The following is a 15825-nucleotide window of genomic DNA, read 5'->3' on the forward strand; positions in this document are numbered from 1 at the left end:
GGAGGCGTCGATGAGGGAAGTCACACGCACCATCCGGTTCGAGAACGACCGGGTCAAGGGGTTCAGCAAGGAGATCATGGAGGTGCCCGGCTGCGAGCGGCTGCAGAGCTGCATCCAGTGCGGCACCTGCTCCGGCACGTGCCCCCTCAGCGTCTACATGGACCACTCGCCCCGGCAGATCATGGCGCTGGTGCGCTCCGATTTCAAAAACGAGGTGCTCACGAGCAACAGCATCTGGCTCTGCGCCTCCTGCTACGCCTGCACCGTCGAGTGCCCGCGGGAAATCCGGATCACCGACATCATGTATGCGCTCAAGCAGCGCGCGATCCAGGAACGGGTCTACCCCAAACACTTCCCGATTCCGGTGCTCGCCCGCGAGTTCGCCGAGATGGTCCGGCGCACCGGCCGGATCACCGAAACCTTGCTGGTCATGCGGCTGTTCCTGAAAGCGAACTGGCGCGCCGTATTCAGTTCGTGGCGTCTGGGCATCGGGCTGATCACCACCGGCCGGTTCGTCATCCTGCCCGAGCGCATCGAGCGCCGCGCGGAGCTCGCCACCATTCTCGCCGCGGCCCGCAACCACCGGGAGGTCGTATGAACCTGAACTACTCCTACTTCCCCGGCTGCTCACTCAAAGGCCTCGGCCGCGCCTACGAAGAATCGCTCTTGCCGGTGATGAAGCATCTCGGCGTCGAGATGCAGGAACTCGACGACTGGAACTGCTGCGGCGCCACCGCCTACATGTCGGTGAGCGAGGAAAAGGCCTGCGTCCTCGCCGCCCGCAACCTCGCCATCGCCGAGCAGGCCGGCGCGCAGGACCTGATCACGCCCTGCAGCGCCTGCTACCTGGTCCTGAACAAGGCCAAACACGCAATGACCGACTCGCCGGCGATCCGCGACACGGTTCACCGCGCGCTCGGCGCCGCCAAGCTGACCTACTCCGGCAAAACCGCGGTCCGCCATCCGCTCGATATTCTGGTCCACGACATCGGTCTTGACGTCGTGAAGGAGAAAGTCGTCCGCCCACTGAAGGGGCTCAAGGTCGCGCCTTACTACGGCTGCCAGGTCGTCCGACCCTACTCGACCTTCGACGACGCGTGGAACCCCACCACGATGGACCGGCTCCTCAAGACGCTCGGCGCCGAAGTCGTGCCGTTCCCGCTGAAAACGAAATGCTGCGGCGCGAGCCTCACCGGCACGATTCCGGAGGCGGGACTGCGGCTGAGCTACATCATCCTCAAGGAAGCGCTGCGCCGCGGCGCCGACGTCATCGCGACGATCTGCCCATTGTGCCAGTTCAACCTCGACGGCTATCACGACCAGATCGAGCGGCACTGGGGCAACGTCCGGATCCCGACCGTCTACTTCACCCAACTGATGGGCCTCGCGTTCGGGCTGCCCGCCAAGCAACTCGGCCTGCACCGCTGCCTCGTTCCGCTGCGGCTGCCCGCGAGCGTCGCTCCCATCCCCAGCCCCGCAACCCCGACCCAGCCATGACTTCGAACTGCTGCAACGGGGATATCCGCATCGGCTTCTACATCTGCCACTGCGGACACAACATCGGCGCCGTGGTCGACTGCCCCGCCGTCGCTCAGGCGGTCGCGAAGCTGCCGGGCGTGGTGGTCTCTCGGGATTACAAATACATGTGCTCGGATCCGGGGCAGGAGTTGATCCAGCAGGACATTCGCGAGCATCACCTCACGCGCGTCGTCGTCGCCTCGTGCTCGCCGCTGTTGCACGAACACACGTTCCGCCACGCCGTCGCCGCCGGCGGACTGAATCCGTTCCACTTCCAAATGGTGAACATCCGCGAGCACGACTCGTGGGTGCACACCGATCGCGCGGCGGCGACCGCGAAGGCCAAGGCCCTCGCCCGTGCCGCGATCGAGCGCGTGCGGTTTCACCGTCCGCTCGAAACCACCCGCGTGCCGATCAACCCCGACGTGCTCGTCGTCGGCGGCGGCATCTCCGGCATCCATGCCGCGCTCACGCTCGGCAACGCGAACAAGCACGTTTACCTCGTAGAGCGCGAGCCGTCAATCGGCGGCCACATGGCGAAGTTCGACAAGACCTTCCCCACCCTCGATTGCGCCGCCTGCATCCTGACCCCCAAGATGTCCGCGGTTCGCGCCCACGAGAACATCACGCTCTGGACCTACTCCGAGATCGTGAAGGTCGAGGGCTACGTCGGGAACTACACCGTGACAGTCCGCCGCAAGCCGCGTTACATCGACGAGGAGCTCTGCGTCGGCTGCCAGGAGTGCATCAAGACGTGCATCTTCAAGGACGGGAAGTTCCCCGACGAGTTCAACGTCGGGCTCAGCAAGCGGAAACCGATCTACATCCCGTTCCCGCAGGCGGTGCCGCAGGTCGTCGTGATCGATCCCGAGCGCTGTCTCCAACTCAAGACCGGCAAGTGCAAGATGACCTGCCTCGACGCCTGCACCGACCGCAAGGCGATCAACTTCGAGCAGATGGAGCGGCTGGAAACGATCAAGGTGGGCAACATCATCGTCGCGACCGGGTTCAAGCTCTTCGATGCGAAACGCATCCCGCAATACGGCTACGGCGCCTACCCGAACGTCGTCACCTCGCTCGAACTCGAGCGGCTGGTGACCAGCTCCGGTCCGACCGGCGGCGAGATTCTGCTCAAGAACGGCCAGCCGCCGAAATCCGTCGCGTTCATCCTCTGCGTCGGCTCGCGCGATTTTCGCACCAACCGCTGGTGCTCGCGCACCTGCTGCATGCATTCGATGAAGCTCGCCCAGTTAGTCCGCGAGCACACCGACGCCGACGTCACCGTTTTCTACATGGACATCCGCGCGCCCGGTAAGGGCTGCGAAGAGTTTTACGACAAGTCGCTCCGCGACGGCATCCAGTTTGTCCGCGGCCGCGTGGCCGAGGTCACCGACTGGGCGCTCGTGCCCGAGGAGGAAGGCAAGCTGGTGATCCGCGCCGAGGATACCCTCGCCGGACTCGTTCGCCGGATCCCGGTCGACATGATCGTGCTCGCCGTCGGCATGGAGCCGCAAAGCGACGCGCAGGAGGTCCGCCGGCTGTTCAACATGAGCTGCGGCACCGAGGGCTGGTTTTTGGAAAAGCACCCGAAGCTCGCGCCGGTGAGCACGTTCACCGACGGCGTGTTCATCGCCGGCTGCTGCCAGGGGCCGAAGGACATTCCCGACAGCATCGCGCAGGCGGGCGCCGCCGCCGCCGAGGCGCTGGCGCTCATCGACCGGGGTTACATCGAGCAGGAGCCGAATACCGCCTATATCGCCGCCGAGGAATGCTCCGGCTGTAAGTCCTGCATCGGACTGTGTCCGTATACTGCGATCACCTTCGACGAGACCAAACAGGTCGCCTCGATCAACGCCGCGCTCTGCAAAGGCTGCGGCACCTGCGTGGCGGCATGCCCCAGTGGCTCGATCCACCAAAACCTCTTCGAAGACCAGCAGGTCTTCAGCGAAATCGCCGGAGTCTTGGCGGACTAGCCCTCGGATTTCGGATTTCACCATGAGCACTGCGCCTTCCCCATCTGCCACTCCTACGTTCGCGCCGCCCTCTTCCTGGCAGCCTCGTATCGTTGCTTTCTTCTGCAATTGGTGCACCTACACCGCGGCGGATCTCGCCGGCGTCTCACGGCTCAAATACGCGCCGAACGTCCGCGTGATCCGGTTGATGTGCTCTGGCCGCGTCGATCCGCAGTTCATCCTCGCCGCGTTCGCCGCCGGCGCCGACGGCGTGCTGATCGGCGGCTGCCATCCCGGCGACTGCCACTACGTCGAGGGCAATCTCAAAACACTCCGCCGTTTCGAAATGCTGAAGCGGCTGCTCCAGATGCTCGGGTTCCCGGAAAAACGCGTGCGACTCGAGTGGATCTCCGCCTCCGAAGGCGACCGCGTGCGCACGGTCGTCAACGAAATGGTCGAGGAAATCCGCGCGCTCGGTCCGCTCAACCTGCCCGGCCGGCACGCTGAGTGGGATCGCGAAGTGAGCGCCTTGGCCGCGCACGTCGCCCAGCAGGAATCCGCCGCTCCCCTCGCCGAGCCCCCAAGTCCGGTTCACGCGGAGGTCACCCATGCCTAAACCGAAAGTCGCGTTCTACTGGTGTGCCGCCTGCGGCGGTTGCGAGGAAGCCATCGTCGATTTCGCCGAGGACATTCTCGGCGTGATCGAAGCGGTCGACATTGTGTTCTGGCCGGTCGCGATGGATTTCAAGAAGAAGGACGTCGACGCGCTCCCGGACCAAGGTATCACCGCCACCTTTCTCAACGGCGCGATTCGCACCAGCGAGCAGGAGGAGATGGCGCAGCTGCTCCGCCGCAAGAGCCAGTTCCTGATCGCGTATGGCGCCTGTGCGCACCTCGGCGGGATTCCGGGGCTGGCGAACCAGTTCGATCGCGAACAGCTGCTCAGCTACGTTTACGAACAGACGCCGACAATCGACAACCCCACCCACGTTCGGCCGCAACCGGCTCACCAAAACAACGGACATTCGCTCACGCTCCCCGAGTTTCGCCACACCGTCCGCTCGCTCGATCAGGTCGTCGCCGTCGACTACTACATCCCCGGGTGTCCGCCGACGCCGAAGATCACCAAGGCCGCCATCACCGCCCTGCTCGAAGGCAAGCTCCCGCCGCGCGGCAGCGTGCTCGCCCCCGATGTCGCGCTCTGCAACGAGTGCGCGCGCAAGCCGAGCAAGCCGGCCACGCTGAGCTTCACCGAGTTCAAGCGCCCACACCTCGCCAAAATCGATCCCGACCTCTGCCTGCTCGCCCAAGGCTTCGTCTGCATGGGCCCGGCCACGCGCGCCGGCTGCGAGGCGCTCTGCCCCGCTGGCAACATGCCGTGCACCGGCTGCTTCGGGCCGACCTCTCGCATCCGGGATCAGGGCGCAAAGATCCTCTCGTCCCTCGCCGCCAACGCCGTCGCCAAAACCGAAGCCGAAGCCGCCGCCGTGCTCGCCGGCATTCCCGATCCCGTCGGCACATTCTACCGCTACGGTCTCGCGACCTCGATCCTCCGCGGTCGGATCGATCGCCCCGCCCCGTCTCCGCAGTCCGTCAGCCCGTCCGCCTCATGAATCCCGCCGTCGAAGCCTCCTGGAACGAAGCCCATCACCGTGCGGGCGCCGCCTACGCCGCCGCGCGCCGCCGCGTCACGATTGACCCGATCACGCGGCTCGAGGGTCACGGCAAGATCGATGTGTTCCTCGACGAGGCGGGCGACGTCGAGCGCGCGTATCTCCAGATACCGGAGCTGCGCGGTTTTGAGGTTTTCAGTCTCGGCCGTCCCGCCGAGGACATGCCCCAGATCACGAGCCGGATTTGCGGCGTCTGTCCGACCGCGCACCATATGGCGGCCACGAAGGCGCTCGACGATCTTTACCATGTCGAGCCGACGCCCGCGGCGCGGAAGATCCGCGAACTGGTCTACAACGCGTTCATGATCGAGGACCACTCGCTGCACGTTTACCTGCTGGGCGGTCCGGACTTCATCGTCGGCCCCCAGGCGCCCGCGGCCGAGCGCAACGTCATCGGCGTCATCAACAAAGTCGGACTCGAGGTCGGCAAGCGCGTGATCGCCACCCGCCGCCGGCTCCGCGAGCTGATCGCTTACTTCGGCGGCAAGGTCATCCATCCCGTGCTCGGACTGCCCGGCGGCGTCGCGAAGGGCCTCAAACCGGAGGATCTCGCCACGTTCCAGGCGCTGGCCGCCGACACACTGGATTTCGCCCAGTTCACCTTGCAGGTGTTCCGCGACCTCGTGATCGCCAACCAGGACTACGTGAAGCTGATCACATCCGATCCATACACCCACCGCACCTACTACATGGGACTCGTCGATGCGGCCAACAAGGTGGCTTTCTACGACGGGCAGATCCGCGTCGTCGACGCCGACGGCCGGGAATACGCAAAGTTTCCGGTGCAACGCTACCGCGAGTTCATCGCCGAGCACGTCGAGCCGTGGAGCTACGTGAAATTCTGTTATCTGAAGCCGCTCGGCTGGCATGGCTTCGAGGAAGGCCCGGCCAGCAGCATCTACGCGGTCGCGCCGCTGGCGCGACTGAACGTCGCCGACGGCATGGCCACGCCGCTCGCACAGAAAGCCTACGACGAGTATTTCTCCGCTCTCGGCGGCAAACCGGTGCACCACACGCTCGCCAATCACTGGGCGCGCGTCGTGGAGATCCTCGCCGCCGCCGAACGGATGGTCGAGCTGGTCAGCGATCCCGAGATTCTCAGCACCGACCTGCGGACGATCCCCACCGCGAAGCCCACCGTTGGCATCGGCGTCGTCGAGGCGCCGCGCGGCACGCTGTTCCACCACTACGAGACCGACGAACGCGGGCTGATCACGCTCGCGAACCTGATCGTCGCCACCCAGAACAACGCCGCGCGCATCGCGATGAGCGTCGACCGGGCGGCGAAGAGTCTGATCAAGCAGGGCCAGGTTTCCGACGGGCTGATGAACATGATCGAGATGGCGTTCCGCGCCTACGATCCCTGCTTCGGCTGCGCCACGCACGCGCTGCCCGGCCACGTTCCGCTCAAGATCAATCTCTACAATCCCCAACGGCAACTCGTCCGCCAGCTCGTGCAGCAATGACGAGAACTCCTGTCTCCGCCTGAAGCGCACCGCCCGAACGTCGGCGCCCTCCGCGACCGACGGGAGGTTGATTCGCGCGACTGTCCGCCCCCAACAACTGATCGCTCCCCCAACCGTTTTCCCGCCGTGCAAAAAGTCCTCGTGCTTGGCTTGGGCAACGACCTGCTCACGGATGATGCCGTGGGTCTCCGGGTGGCGCGCGAAGTGCGTGAGCGCCTCGCGGCCGACCCGCGCATCGAAGTTCGCGAAACCACTGAAATGGGCCTCGGGCTGCTCGATTTCATCGTGGGACACGAAAGCCTCGTCGTGGTCGACTCGGTCGTCACCGGCGACCAATCGCCCGGCCACATCTACGAAACCGCGCCCGAAGACTTCCCCACGCGCGGCACGCGCTCGCCGCACGCGCTCGGCATCGATCGCATCTGCGCGATCGCCGAAAGCCGTGGCACGCCCGCGCCGCGCCGCGTGCGCATCGTCGCGATCGAGGTGGCTGATCCCTACACCGTCGGCACCGAAATGGCGCTGGAGGTCGAACAGGCGATCGACGACGCCGCGGATCTGGTCGTGGAGCGCGCCCTCGAGTTTGCCTCGAGCCCGGCCGAGCCCCGGCCGGTGTAGCCTCGGGTCTTCGCCGTCCTATCAGTCCTATTCATTCCTCTAGGACCTATACGTCCTAGAGGTCCTATCCTCCCGCCTTCATCAGCCGCCTGAGCACCGGCCGCACCTGCCGTGCGAGCGTGGCGTTCGCATACCCCACCCAAGCCACCGGAGTGGTCGTGTCCAGCAGCGCGCGCAAGGGCCCGCCTTCCGGCGCCTCGACGATCCCTCCCGCCTCCCGCAGGATAAGCTCGGTGCAGATGTCGTAAGGGTGACACGCCAGCGCGGTCGTCACCCCGAGCCGCGCGAAGATCTGCGGCCGCAGGTCCGCGATCATCCGATCATGCCCGACCAGCAACTCGTAGATCTGTCCGCCCGTGGTGAGATACTGATCGTCGAAGACCAAGGCCGTGTTCTGCGCATCGGCGCAGCCGAGTTCGCTCCACATGCCCTCTTCAATTCGCGCCGCGGCCGCTTTGCCCTCGGGGAAAAACTTCACCAGCGACGCGAACCCGTGACGAAAGTCCCGCGCCCGCGACGGCTGCGGCCAATACCGCTTCGCCCGGCCAGTCCTTAAGTCCATCGCCGTGGCCACGACGCCCCGCCGTCCCGCGCCCTTGCAGACGCTGATCTGATCCGCCCGCCACTGCTTCGTGGTGGGCAGCTCCGTCATCACCGCGACCACGATGTCGCTCAACGCCGTGCGGCTGCCGCGTTGCGGCGCCAGCCCCGTCAGCACCCACGCGCTGCGTTTGTCATACATCAGGTTCCGCGTGCCGTCGATCGGATCGAGGATGCACTTGAACATCGTCTCGCTCACCGGCGTGCCGCGGGGCCACGTGACGACTTCGCCGTCCGGAATGCCCTCCATCACCAGTTCGACCGGCCAGCGGCGGGGCCATTGTGACTCGAACCACTCCATCACCACGGCTTCGCTCAGCTTGTCGACGTGGTAGATGGTGTCGGCTTGGGTCACCGCCACGACCTTCGCGAAGCTGCGACCCTGGCGCGCCCGGCTCCGGATCAGCCGCTCGCGAATCGCCCGGTGCAACGCGCACAGCAACCGGCGCGCACGTTCAAGTTGCTGGGAGGTCATCGGCGCCAGCAAAACGCTTCGGCGAGGGTTTGGCGAACCGACACTGCCATGCTGGTCAGTTCGTTGCGGCCCCGGTTCCAAGCGTCCACGCGCGAGGGCAGCCGCAGCCCTGCGGCGGACACGATCGCAGGTACCGGGTTTTTCACGCCGGGCGGTTTGCGCGAATCCCCATCTGGGCCGACCGCAAAATGCACGAAGAAACGCTGCCCACGCGGGTTATGACAGTTCCTCCAAAAATTTAGGCCGCTCATTTTCCGGGACTTAAGAACTTCGTGAGCCGGCTGGCACGTTACGAGGTAAAGGGGGTGCGCTTACACACAACCACACTTCTCCATGCCAGCCACCACCCACCTCACCGCCAAAGCCTCCCGCTCCCACCCGTCGACCGAAAACCTCCGCCGGGCAACCCCCGACGCCGCGATCGATGACGAACTGGTTCGTCGCTTCGCGCAAGGGGACGAAGCCGCGTTCGTCGAGATCATGGAGCGCTACCGCGGCAAGATCTTCACCGTCACGCTCGGCCTGCTGCGCAACCACGCCGACGCCGAAGAGATCACGCAGGACACCTTCATCCGCGCGCACCGCGGCCTGGCCAACTTCCGCGGCGACTCTTCGCTCGCGACCTGGCTCTATCGCATCGCTGTCAACTTGGCGCGCAATCGCTACTGGTATTTCTTCCGCCGCCGCCGGCAGGACTCGCTGTCGCTCGACTGCGCGTTGAGCGAGGACAGCGCGGCGACCTTCGCCGATCTGGTCGCCGACGTCGTGCAGGATCCGGCGCAGGAAACTGTGGCCGGCGAATTCTCGACGCTCGTCGATCTGTGCATGGAAAAGCTCGACGCCCGGCACCGCGAGATTCTCACGCTGCGCAACGTGCTCAACCGCTCCTACGAGGAAATCGCCACGACGCTCGGCATCAATGTCGGCACGGTCAAGAGCCGCATCGCCCGGGCCCGCGAGAACCTCCGCACGCTGCTGGCCGAGGCCTGCCCCGAGTTCGCTCCGGGGGCCGCACCCGGCGAGTGGTTCCTTCCGAGCCGCGCTACCTACGGCCGCCCCGCCATCGCCTGCGCCTGATTTCTGCCATAGTGGATTAACATTCGCAGCCAGATTGGTGTCACGATCATGACATCAATCTGGCTGTTGTGTTTTCCAGCACGACACGCCGCTCGCCGCCAGCTGCAGCTGCTTCCTGCTCCGAGCCCAATGAGCGGCTAGGAACGGCAGGGCCCGACCGCCGAGCCGGCCGCGAGGGACGAGCCGCGTCGAAACGATGTCCGGGGTTGCCAACACTGGCCGTTCCCAATCAGCCCGCTGCGACGCGGGCCGCCAGATCGCTCACCGGCGCAGCCCCAAAAACGCCGCCAGTTCCTTGAGCGCGCCTGCAGCCGCGTACCCGCGGCGCAACTTTTTCCCCGCGAGCAGCAGCTTGCGGGCGGTCCGGTCCGCCTTGGGGTCGACGTGTCCGACCAGTTCCGTCCCCGCCAGCACCGGCAGCGAATAGTGTCCGCGCACGCGCTTGTGCGCCGGCGTGTAAACTTCCCACGTGTAGTCGAACTGCCACAGCGCACGAGTGACGCGACGGTCGTAGATCAACGGATCCAGCGGCGCGAGCAGCTGCAGCCGCACCGCGGAATCCTGCGGCGCAGCCGCCACGGCGTCGATCAGCGGCACGTCCTCGCGCCGACAGTAGAGCAGCGGGCAGTCCGGGACCCTCACCGGCTGCACCACGTCCTCGACCAGCGGAAGCTCGTCGCGTTTCAGTGTCACCAACCGCCGCTGCCGCAATTTGGTGAGCACCAGCCAGCGCGCCGTGTCGTCCGCGGGCGGCGGCTTGATCGCCAGCACGCTGGCGGGCAGCACCCGCTCGGGCAGATCGTAGTGCCGGCGGTTGTTTTCGCGCCGGGCAATCAACACGCGTCCGTGAAAAAACAATTTCTGCAGCGTCGTTTTCGCCAGGGTCGAGCTGCCCCACACGCGCCGACCGCGGCGGTCATCGTCGATGTGTTCGGACGACAGCGGACCGCGCGCGCCGATCTCCCCGAGAATTCGTTCGGCCAGCTCGCGCTCACGCGGCGTCAGTCGGCCGGACCACGCGCCGCGCTGCCGTGCGCGCGCTTGCATCGCGGTCAGCAGGTGCGGCCACGCGTCCAACGGGAAAGCCACCAGGATCGAACTCGACGGCAGGTGGTGCTCGATCGCGCGGCGCTGCCCGGGCCCGAGTGCCGCGCCGTCACCGTGCAGGTGCCGCATCAAATCGCCCTCGCGGTAGTCCCGCACGCGATTGCGCAGGATCAGGTCATGCATCCGTCCGCAGACGTTGACCGGATCAATCTGCACGTAGCCGTGATGAGCAAGCGCCACGCCCACATCGGCGACGCGCTCGTCGAGCAACACCGCGCGCCGGTGAAAGCGACGCGCGACCTCCGCGGTGAGTTCGAGGGCGGGCAGCATGACTTGTCCGCTCGTGAATGCCGGCCGGCCGCATCGACGCAAGTATTGTCAACGCGCCGGTGCCAGCGCGCGCATCAATGCAAGCGGCGGCATGGCCTTGAGTCGCTGCAGCAGATCCTCGCCGCTGATCAGCACCAGTCCGTGCTCGGCGGCGAACTGCCGCGCCTCCGCGGTGAACCCGCCCGCCGAGACGAACCACACGCCGTCGACGCCTTCCATCACCGTCGTCCCGAAAAATGTCCGCACGCCCTTCGCCGCCGCCAGTCCCGCGCTCGCCGCCTGGCAGCGCACCAGCACGCGCGGCTTCGGCTCGCTCGGATGCAGCAACGCGAGATCCGCCCCGCTGTCGGCCGGCCGCACTTGCACACGCGAGCCTTCGTATTCGAACAAGGCCGCTGCCACATCGCGCAGCCGTTCCTGCGACCACGCCGCGACGTCCGCCGGCGTCGGCAGGATCGTCGCCGGCCCGGTGTGGCTCGCCTCCGACTCGGCGGCCCGCCGGCGGATTAGCCACCAGCACAGGCCCAACACGATCACGGCGCCCGCCATAATCACCACACTCACCCGGCCCAGCGCGCCTCCTGCCAGGTTGCGGCCAGCCGGCGCTTCACCGGCGCGCGTGACCAGCGGCGAGGTCGTGGGTCGCGCCTCCGCGACTGCTGCAATCACCTGCTCGCGATACGTCGGCTCGCGGCGTTCCTTCGCCAGGTTTACTCGCGACACTTCCTGCCCGTCGGCGTCGACCAGCACGAGCGTCGGATAAGTCGTCACGTTGTAACGCTCCCGCAACACGGCGTTCTGCTCCCGCAGCGCGGGGGCCAGCGTGGTGGTGCGCGGAAAATCCAACCGCACCAGCACGAGGTCGCTCACCGCGGCCAGAAATTCAGGTGCATTCGCCACCTCGGCTTCAAAGCGCTTCGACGGCGGCGACCAATCGGACCCCGTGAACAGCAGGAGCATCTGCGCGGCCCGGCTCGCCGCCTCCGCCTTCGCCGCCGCGATGTCGGCGAGCCAGGCGTCCTTTCTCGCGACCGCGACCGGCTTCTCCGCGACCGACGGCTTCGTGCTCGCCGTGGCCGCCGGCGGACGCGGCTTCGGTTTCGGCCACGGCACGTTGGGCGAAAAATCCATCCTTTCGACCACCCCATCCTTCAGCACCACCTGCCCCTGCGGATAGGTGAAGATCTCGCGGCCGCCGGACAACGACTGCCCGCTCGGCCAACCATACGCCGCCAGCACTTCGTCGCGTGTCGCGCCTGGGCCGACGACCGGGCTGTTCTCCGCCGCCGGCAGCAGCGTCGCCAGCAACAGCACTCCGAGCCACGACCAAATAAACCGGCTGCTGCGGTTTGTCCTGCTTCCTCCTGCTGGTGGGGTCACGGCTCGTTTATCATGAAACGGCTCTCCGTTGGCAACGCGAAGGTGAAACTCCGCCGGCCGCGCGCGCTTGGCACGACGGAGCCGTCTGTTTGCATGCACCGGCCTTGCTGTCCGTCCTGCGGCCGTTGCTCCGCCGCATTCAGCGCGAAGTGCGCAGCCCGGCCAAACTTCGTCCGGCACCACTCGATTTTCCGTGTGTTTCGCGTCCCCGATCGACTATCACGTCCGCATTCATGCCGCTTGCTCCCGATGATCTCGACCTGACGCTGAAACGCACGTTCGGCTACGGCTCCTTCCGCCCGCTGCAGCGGGAGATCATCGCGGCCACGCTCGCGGGCCAGGATGTATTTGCGTTGCTGCCGACCGGCGGCGGCAAGTCGCTCTGCTTCCAACTCCCCGCGCTCGTGCGGCCGGGACTCACCGTCGTGGTTTCGCCGCTGATCGCGTTGATGAAGGATCAGGTCGACGCGCTGCAGGCGAGCGGTGTCGCCGCCACGTTTCTCAACTCGACGCTCGACGCCGACGAATCGCGCCGCCGGCTGCGCGGGCTGCATCAGGGCGAGTTCAAGCTCCTCTACGTCGCGCCGGAGCGGCTGATGCTCAACGGCTGGCAGGACAATCTCCGTGCGTGGCAGATCGCCTGCCTCGCGATCGACGAGGCGCATTGCATTTCCGAGTGGGGCCACGATTTCCGACCGGAGTACCGCCAGCTCGCGAAGCTGCGCCGCGCGTTGCCCGACGTACCGGCGATGGCGCTTACCGCCACGGCCACGACGCGCGTGCGGGCCGACATCATCGAGCACCTGAAGCTGCGCGAGCCCGCCGTGTTTGTCGCCAGCTTCAACCGGCCGAATCTCACCTACCGCGTCATTCCGAAAGACCAGCCGCTGAAACAGATCATCGACTTCGTCCGCAAGCGCGAGGACGAGAGCGGGATCATCTACTGCGCGAGCCGCGCGGCGGCCGAGCGGCTGGCCGAATCGCTCGCCGGTCGCGGTTTCTCCGCCAAGCCCTATCACGCCGGGCTCACCGCCGACGAACGCACGCGCCATCAGGAGGAGTTTCTCCGCGACGACGCGCGGATCGTCTGCGCCACGATCGCGTTCGGCATGGGCATCAACAAACCGAACGTCCGCTGGGTCATCCACCACGACCTGCCCAAGAACATCGAGGGTTATTATCAGGAGACCGGTCGCGCCGGCCGCGACGGACTGCCGGGCGACTGCCTGCTGCTGTTCAGCGCCGGCGACATCGCCAAGCAGCTCCATTTCCTCGACGAGATCACTGACGAACAGGAACAGCAGATCGCGCGCACGCAGCTCCGGAAAATCGTCCACTACGCCGAGAGCGCCGGCTGCCGTCGCGCCGAGTTGCTGGCGTATTTCGGCGAAACCTTCGGCGTGGACAACTGCGGCGCGTGCGACAACTGCCTCGAGCCGCGCGAAACCTACGACGGCACGCTCGTCGCGCAGAAACTTCTCTCGTGCGTTTACCGGATTCAGCAGAATAGCGGATTCAGCGTCGGCCTGAATCACCTCATCGAGGTGCTCACCGGCGCCGACACCGACAAGATCCGCCGCTGGGGCCACGACCGACTCACCACCTATGGCATCGGCGCCGAGCTCTCGCGTTCGCAATGGGCTGCCGTCGGGCGGGAGCTGACGCGGCTCGGCCTGCTCACCGTCGCCGAGGGCGAATACGCCACGCTCGCACTGACACGGGACGGGCTGACGGCACTCGTGCAGCGCACGCCGATCACGCTCACGAAGCCCATGGACACGCCGAAAGCGAAACGCGTCAGCCGGCGCGAGGGCGAAGTCGCATGCGACGAAATCCTTTTCACCCGGCTGCGTGGTCTGCGCAAACAACTCGCCGACGAGCGCCGCGTGCCCGCCTACATCGTTTTTGGCGACACCACGCTCCGCGCGATGGCGCGTTACTATCCGCAATCGCTCGACGCGATGGAGGGCATTCCCGGCATGGGCGAGAAGAAGCGCGCCGAGTTTGGCGCGCGGTTCGCCGCGGAAATCGCCGCCTACCTCCAGACCAATTCGAGGCAGTCGTTTGGGTGAGGGAACCCACGGCTTCCGGTTTGCAGCTCGATTCGTAGGGGCGTCGCTTGCGACGCCCGCGAGGTCGCCAAGGTAGGGCGCTCACTCCGTGAGCGCCGCGAATCTCCGGCGACATCCCGGCGGGCAGCGGAATGCCCGCCCTACCTCCGCAAACCGCTCCACCTTTTCATGCTCCAGGCTCTCAGCTCTGGACTCTAGACTCTAGGCTCTGGACTGCACTCCAGACTCGCTTGCCAACGCTCTGGTAACCGCCACCGTCTTTTCCCGCCATGCACACATCCCACGGACTAGGCACCAAGGCGCTCCACGCCGGCCAGCAACCCGATCCCACCACCGGCTCCCGCGCCGTTCCGCTCTACCAAACCACCAGCTACGTCTTCCGCGACACCGAGCACGCCGCGAACCTTTTTGCGCTGAAGGAGCTCGGCAACATCTACACGCGGATCATGAACCCGACGACCGACGTGTTCGAGCAACGCGTCGCCGCGCTCGAGGGCGGTTCCGGCGCGCTCGCGCACAGCTCGGGTCAGTCCGCGATCACCGACTCCATTTTCAATGTCGCCGGCGCTGGCGATCACATCGTCTCCGTCGCCCAGCTCTATGGCGGCACTTACAATCTCTTCCACTACACCCTGCCGCGGCTCGGCATCGAGGTGTCGTTCGTCGACGCCGATGATCCGGACAGTTTTCGCCGCGCGCTCCGGCCAAACACCAAGGCCTTTTACGGGGAAGGCCTCGGCAATCCGGCGCTCAACATTTTCCCGTTCGAGGAGGTCGCCAAGATCGCACGGGAGGCCGGCGTGCCGCTGATCATCGACAACACCTGCCTCTCGCCGATGCTCAACCGGCCCTTCGAGTGGGGCGCCAACATCGTCGTGCACTCGAGCACGAAATACATCGGCGGCCACGGCACGTCGATCGGCGGCATCGTCGTCGACGGCGGCAATTTCGACTGGGGCTCCGGCCGCTTCCCAGGATTCACCACAGCTGATGCGTCCTACCACGGACTAGTGCACTGGGACGCCTTCAAGAGCTTCCCGCCGGCCGGTGGCGCGAACGTCGCCTACATCCTGAAAATGCGGCTGCAGCTGCTGCGCGATATCGGCGCCTGCATTTCGCCGTTTAACTCCTTCATGATGCTGCAGGGGCTGGAAACACTGCATCTGCGCATGCCGCGGATCAGCGAGAACGCGCTCAAGATCGCCGAGTTCCTGTCGCAGCACGACCGCGTCACCTGGGTCAACTATCCCGGGCTGAAGACGAGCCCCAATCACGCCGCGGCGAAGAAATATCTCAACGGCGGATTCGGCGGCCTGCTCGGCTTCGGCGTCAAGGGCGGGTTCGAAGGCGGCCGCAAGCTCATGGAATCGCTCAAGCTCTTCTCGCATCTCGCCAACATTGGCGACTCGAAGTCGCTCGCGATCCATCCGGCGAGCACGACGCACAGCCAGCTCAATGCCGATGAGCAGGAAGCCGCCGGAGTGAAGCCCGACTACATCCGGCTCTCGCTCGGCACGGAGGACTACGCCGATCTGCAGGCCGACATCGAGCAGGCGCTCGCGAAGGTCTGACGCCTCCGCCACGCTCGTTTCCTGGAGCCGCGACGCCCTCGTCGCG

General features: G+C 66.1%; 13 protein-coding genes. 10 read left to right on the forward strand and 3 right to left on the reverse strand.

Translation table 11 applies throughout. From position 1 onward, the window contains the following. The first annotated feature begins 10 nt into the window (after positions 1-10). From OTER_RS18560 to OTER_RS18590, 7 genes are all read left to right on the forward strand, one after another. The gene (locus OTER_RS18560) at positions 11-598 is read left to right on the forward strand and encodes a 4Fe-4S dicluster domain-containing protein (protein WP_012376481.1); all 588 of its coding nucleotides are present in this window, start codon (positions 11-13) and stop codon (positions 596-598) included. Beyond that, complete coding sequence (locus tag OTER_RS18565; RefSeq protein ID WP_012376482.1) at positions 595-1497, forward strand: CoB--CoM heterodisulfide reductase iron-sulfur subunit B family protein; 903 nt, start codon at positions 595-597, stop codon at positions 1495-1497. The genes OTER_RS18560 and OTER_RS18565 overlap by 4 nt, the downstream gene beginning before the upstream one ends. Continuing rightward, the gene (locus tag OTER_RS18570) at positions 1494-3491 is read left to right on the forward strand and encodes a CoB--CoM heterodisulfide reductase iron-sulfur subunit A family protein (RefSeq protein WP_012376483.1); all 1998 of its coding nucleotides are present in this window, start codon (positions 1494-1496) and stop codon (positions 3489-3491) included. Before OTER_RS18565 ends, OTER_RS18570 begins: the two co-directional genes overlap by 4 nt. A gap of 22 nt (positions 3492-3513) precedes the next feature. Further along, complete coding sequence (locus OTER_RS18575) at positions 3514-4086, forward strand: hydrogenase iron-sulfur subunit (protein ID WP_012376484.1); 573 nt, start codon at positions 3514-3516, stop codon at positions 4084-4086. Beyond that, positions 4079-5083, forward strand: a complete 1005-nt coding sequence (locus OTER_RS18580) for an NADH-quinone oxidoreductase subunit B family protein (RefSeq protein ID WP_012376485.1) — start codon at positions 4079-4081, stop codon at positions 5081-5083. The genes OTER_RS18575 and OTER_RS18580 overlap by 8 nt, the downstream gene beginning before the upstream one ends. Then, complete coding sequence (locus OTER_RS18585; RefSeq protein ID WP_012376486.1) at positions 5080-6609, forward strand: Ni/Fe hydrogenase subunit alpha; 1530 nt, start codon at positions 5080-5082, stop codon at positions 6607-6609. Before OTER_RS18580 ends, OTER_RS18585 begins: the two co-directional genes overlap by 4 nt. A 126-nt stretch (positions 6610-6735) precedes the next feature. Next, entirely contained in the window at positions 6736-7227 is a 492-nt protein-coding gene (locus tag OTER_RS18590; protein WP_012376487.1) for a hydrogenase maturation protease, read from the forward strand. Between the two features lie 64 nt (positions 7228-7291). On the opposite strand, the gene OTER_RS18595 is transcribed toward OTER_RS18590, so the two are convergent. Continuing rightward, the gene (locus OTER_RS18595) at positions 7292-8302 is read right to left on the reverse strand and encodes an inositol monophosphatase (protein ID WP_012376488.1); all 1011 of its coding nucleotides are present in this window, start codon (positions 8300-8302) and stop codon (positions 7292-7294) included. Between the two features lie 333 nt (positions 8303-8635). Here OTER_RS18595 and OTER_RS18605 point away from each other — a divergent pair, with 333 nt between their 5' ends. Beyond that, on the forward strand, positions 8636-9379 hold the full coding sequence (locus OTER_RS18605; protein WP_012376490.1) for an RNA polymerase sigma factor: 744 nt from the start codon (positions 8636-8638) through the stop codon (positions 9377-9379). Positions 9380-9640: 261 nt separating this feature from the next. Here the strand turns inward: OTER_RS18605 and OTER_RS18610 are convergent, their stop codons facing one another. Beyond that, complete coding sequence (locus OTER_RS18610) at positions 9641-10756, reverse strand: DNA glycosylase AlkZ-like family protein (protein ID WP_012376491.1); 1116 nt, start codon at positions 10754-10756, stop codon at positions 9641-9643. 48 nt (positions 10757-10804) lie between these two features. After that, positions 10805-12070 carry a restriction endonuclease gene (locus OTER_RS24430; RefSeq protein WP_012376492.1) on the reverse strand — a complete coding sequence of 422 codons (1266 nt, stop codon included), beginning with the start codon at positions 12068-12070 and terminating at the stop codon, positions 10805-10807. A gap of 299 nt (positions 12071-12369) precedes the next feature. Between OTER_RS24430 and recQ the strand changes: the two genes are divergently transcribed. Then, positions 12370-14208 (forward strand): DNA helicase RecQ, encoded by a 1839-nt coding sequence (gene recQ / locus OTER_RS18620; protein ID WP_012376493.1) that lies wholly within the window; start codon positions 12370-12372, stop codon positions 14206-14208. A gap of 269 nt (positions 14209-14477) precedes the next feature. Then, positions 14478-15779: an O-acetylhomoserine aminocarboxypropyltransferase/cysteine synthase family protein gene (locus OTER_RS18625; RefSeq protein WP_012376494.1), complete on the forward strand. Its 1302-nt coding sequence runs from the start codon at positions 14478-14480 to the stop codon at positions 15777-15779. Positions 15780-15825: the final 46 nt, after the last annotated feature.

Origin of the sequence: Opitutus terrae PB90-1 (assembly GCF_000019965.1) — a bacterium.
GTDB lineage: Bacteria > Verrucomicrobiota > Verrucomicrobiia > Opitutales > Opitutaceae > Opitutus > Opitutus terrae.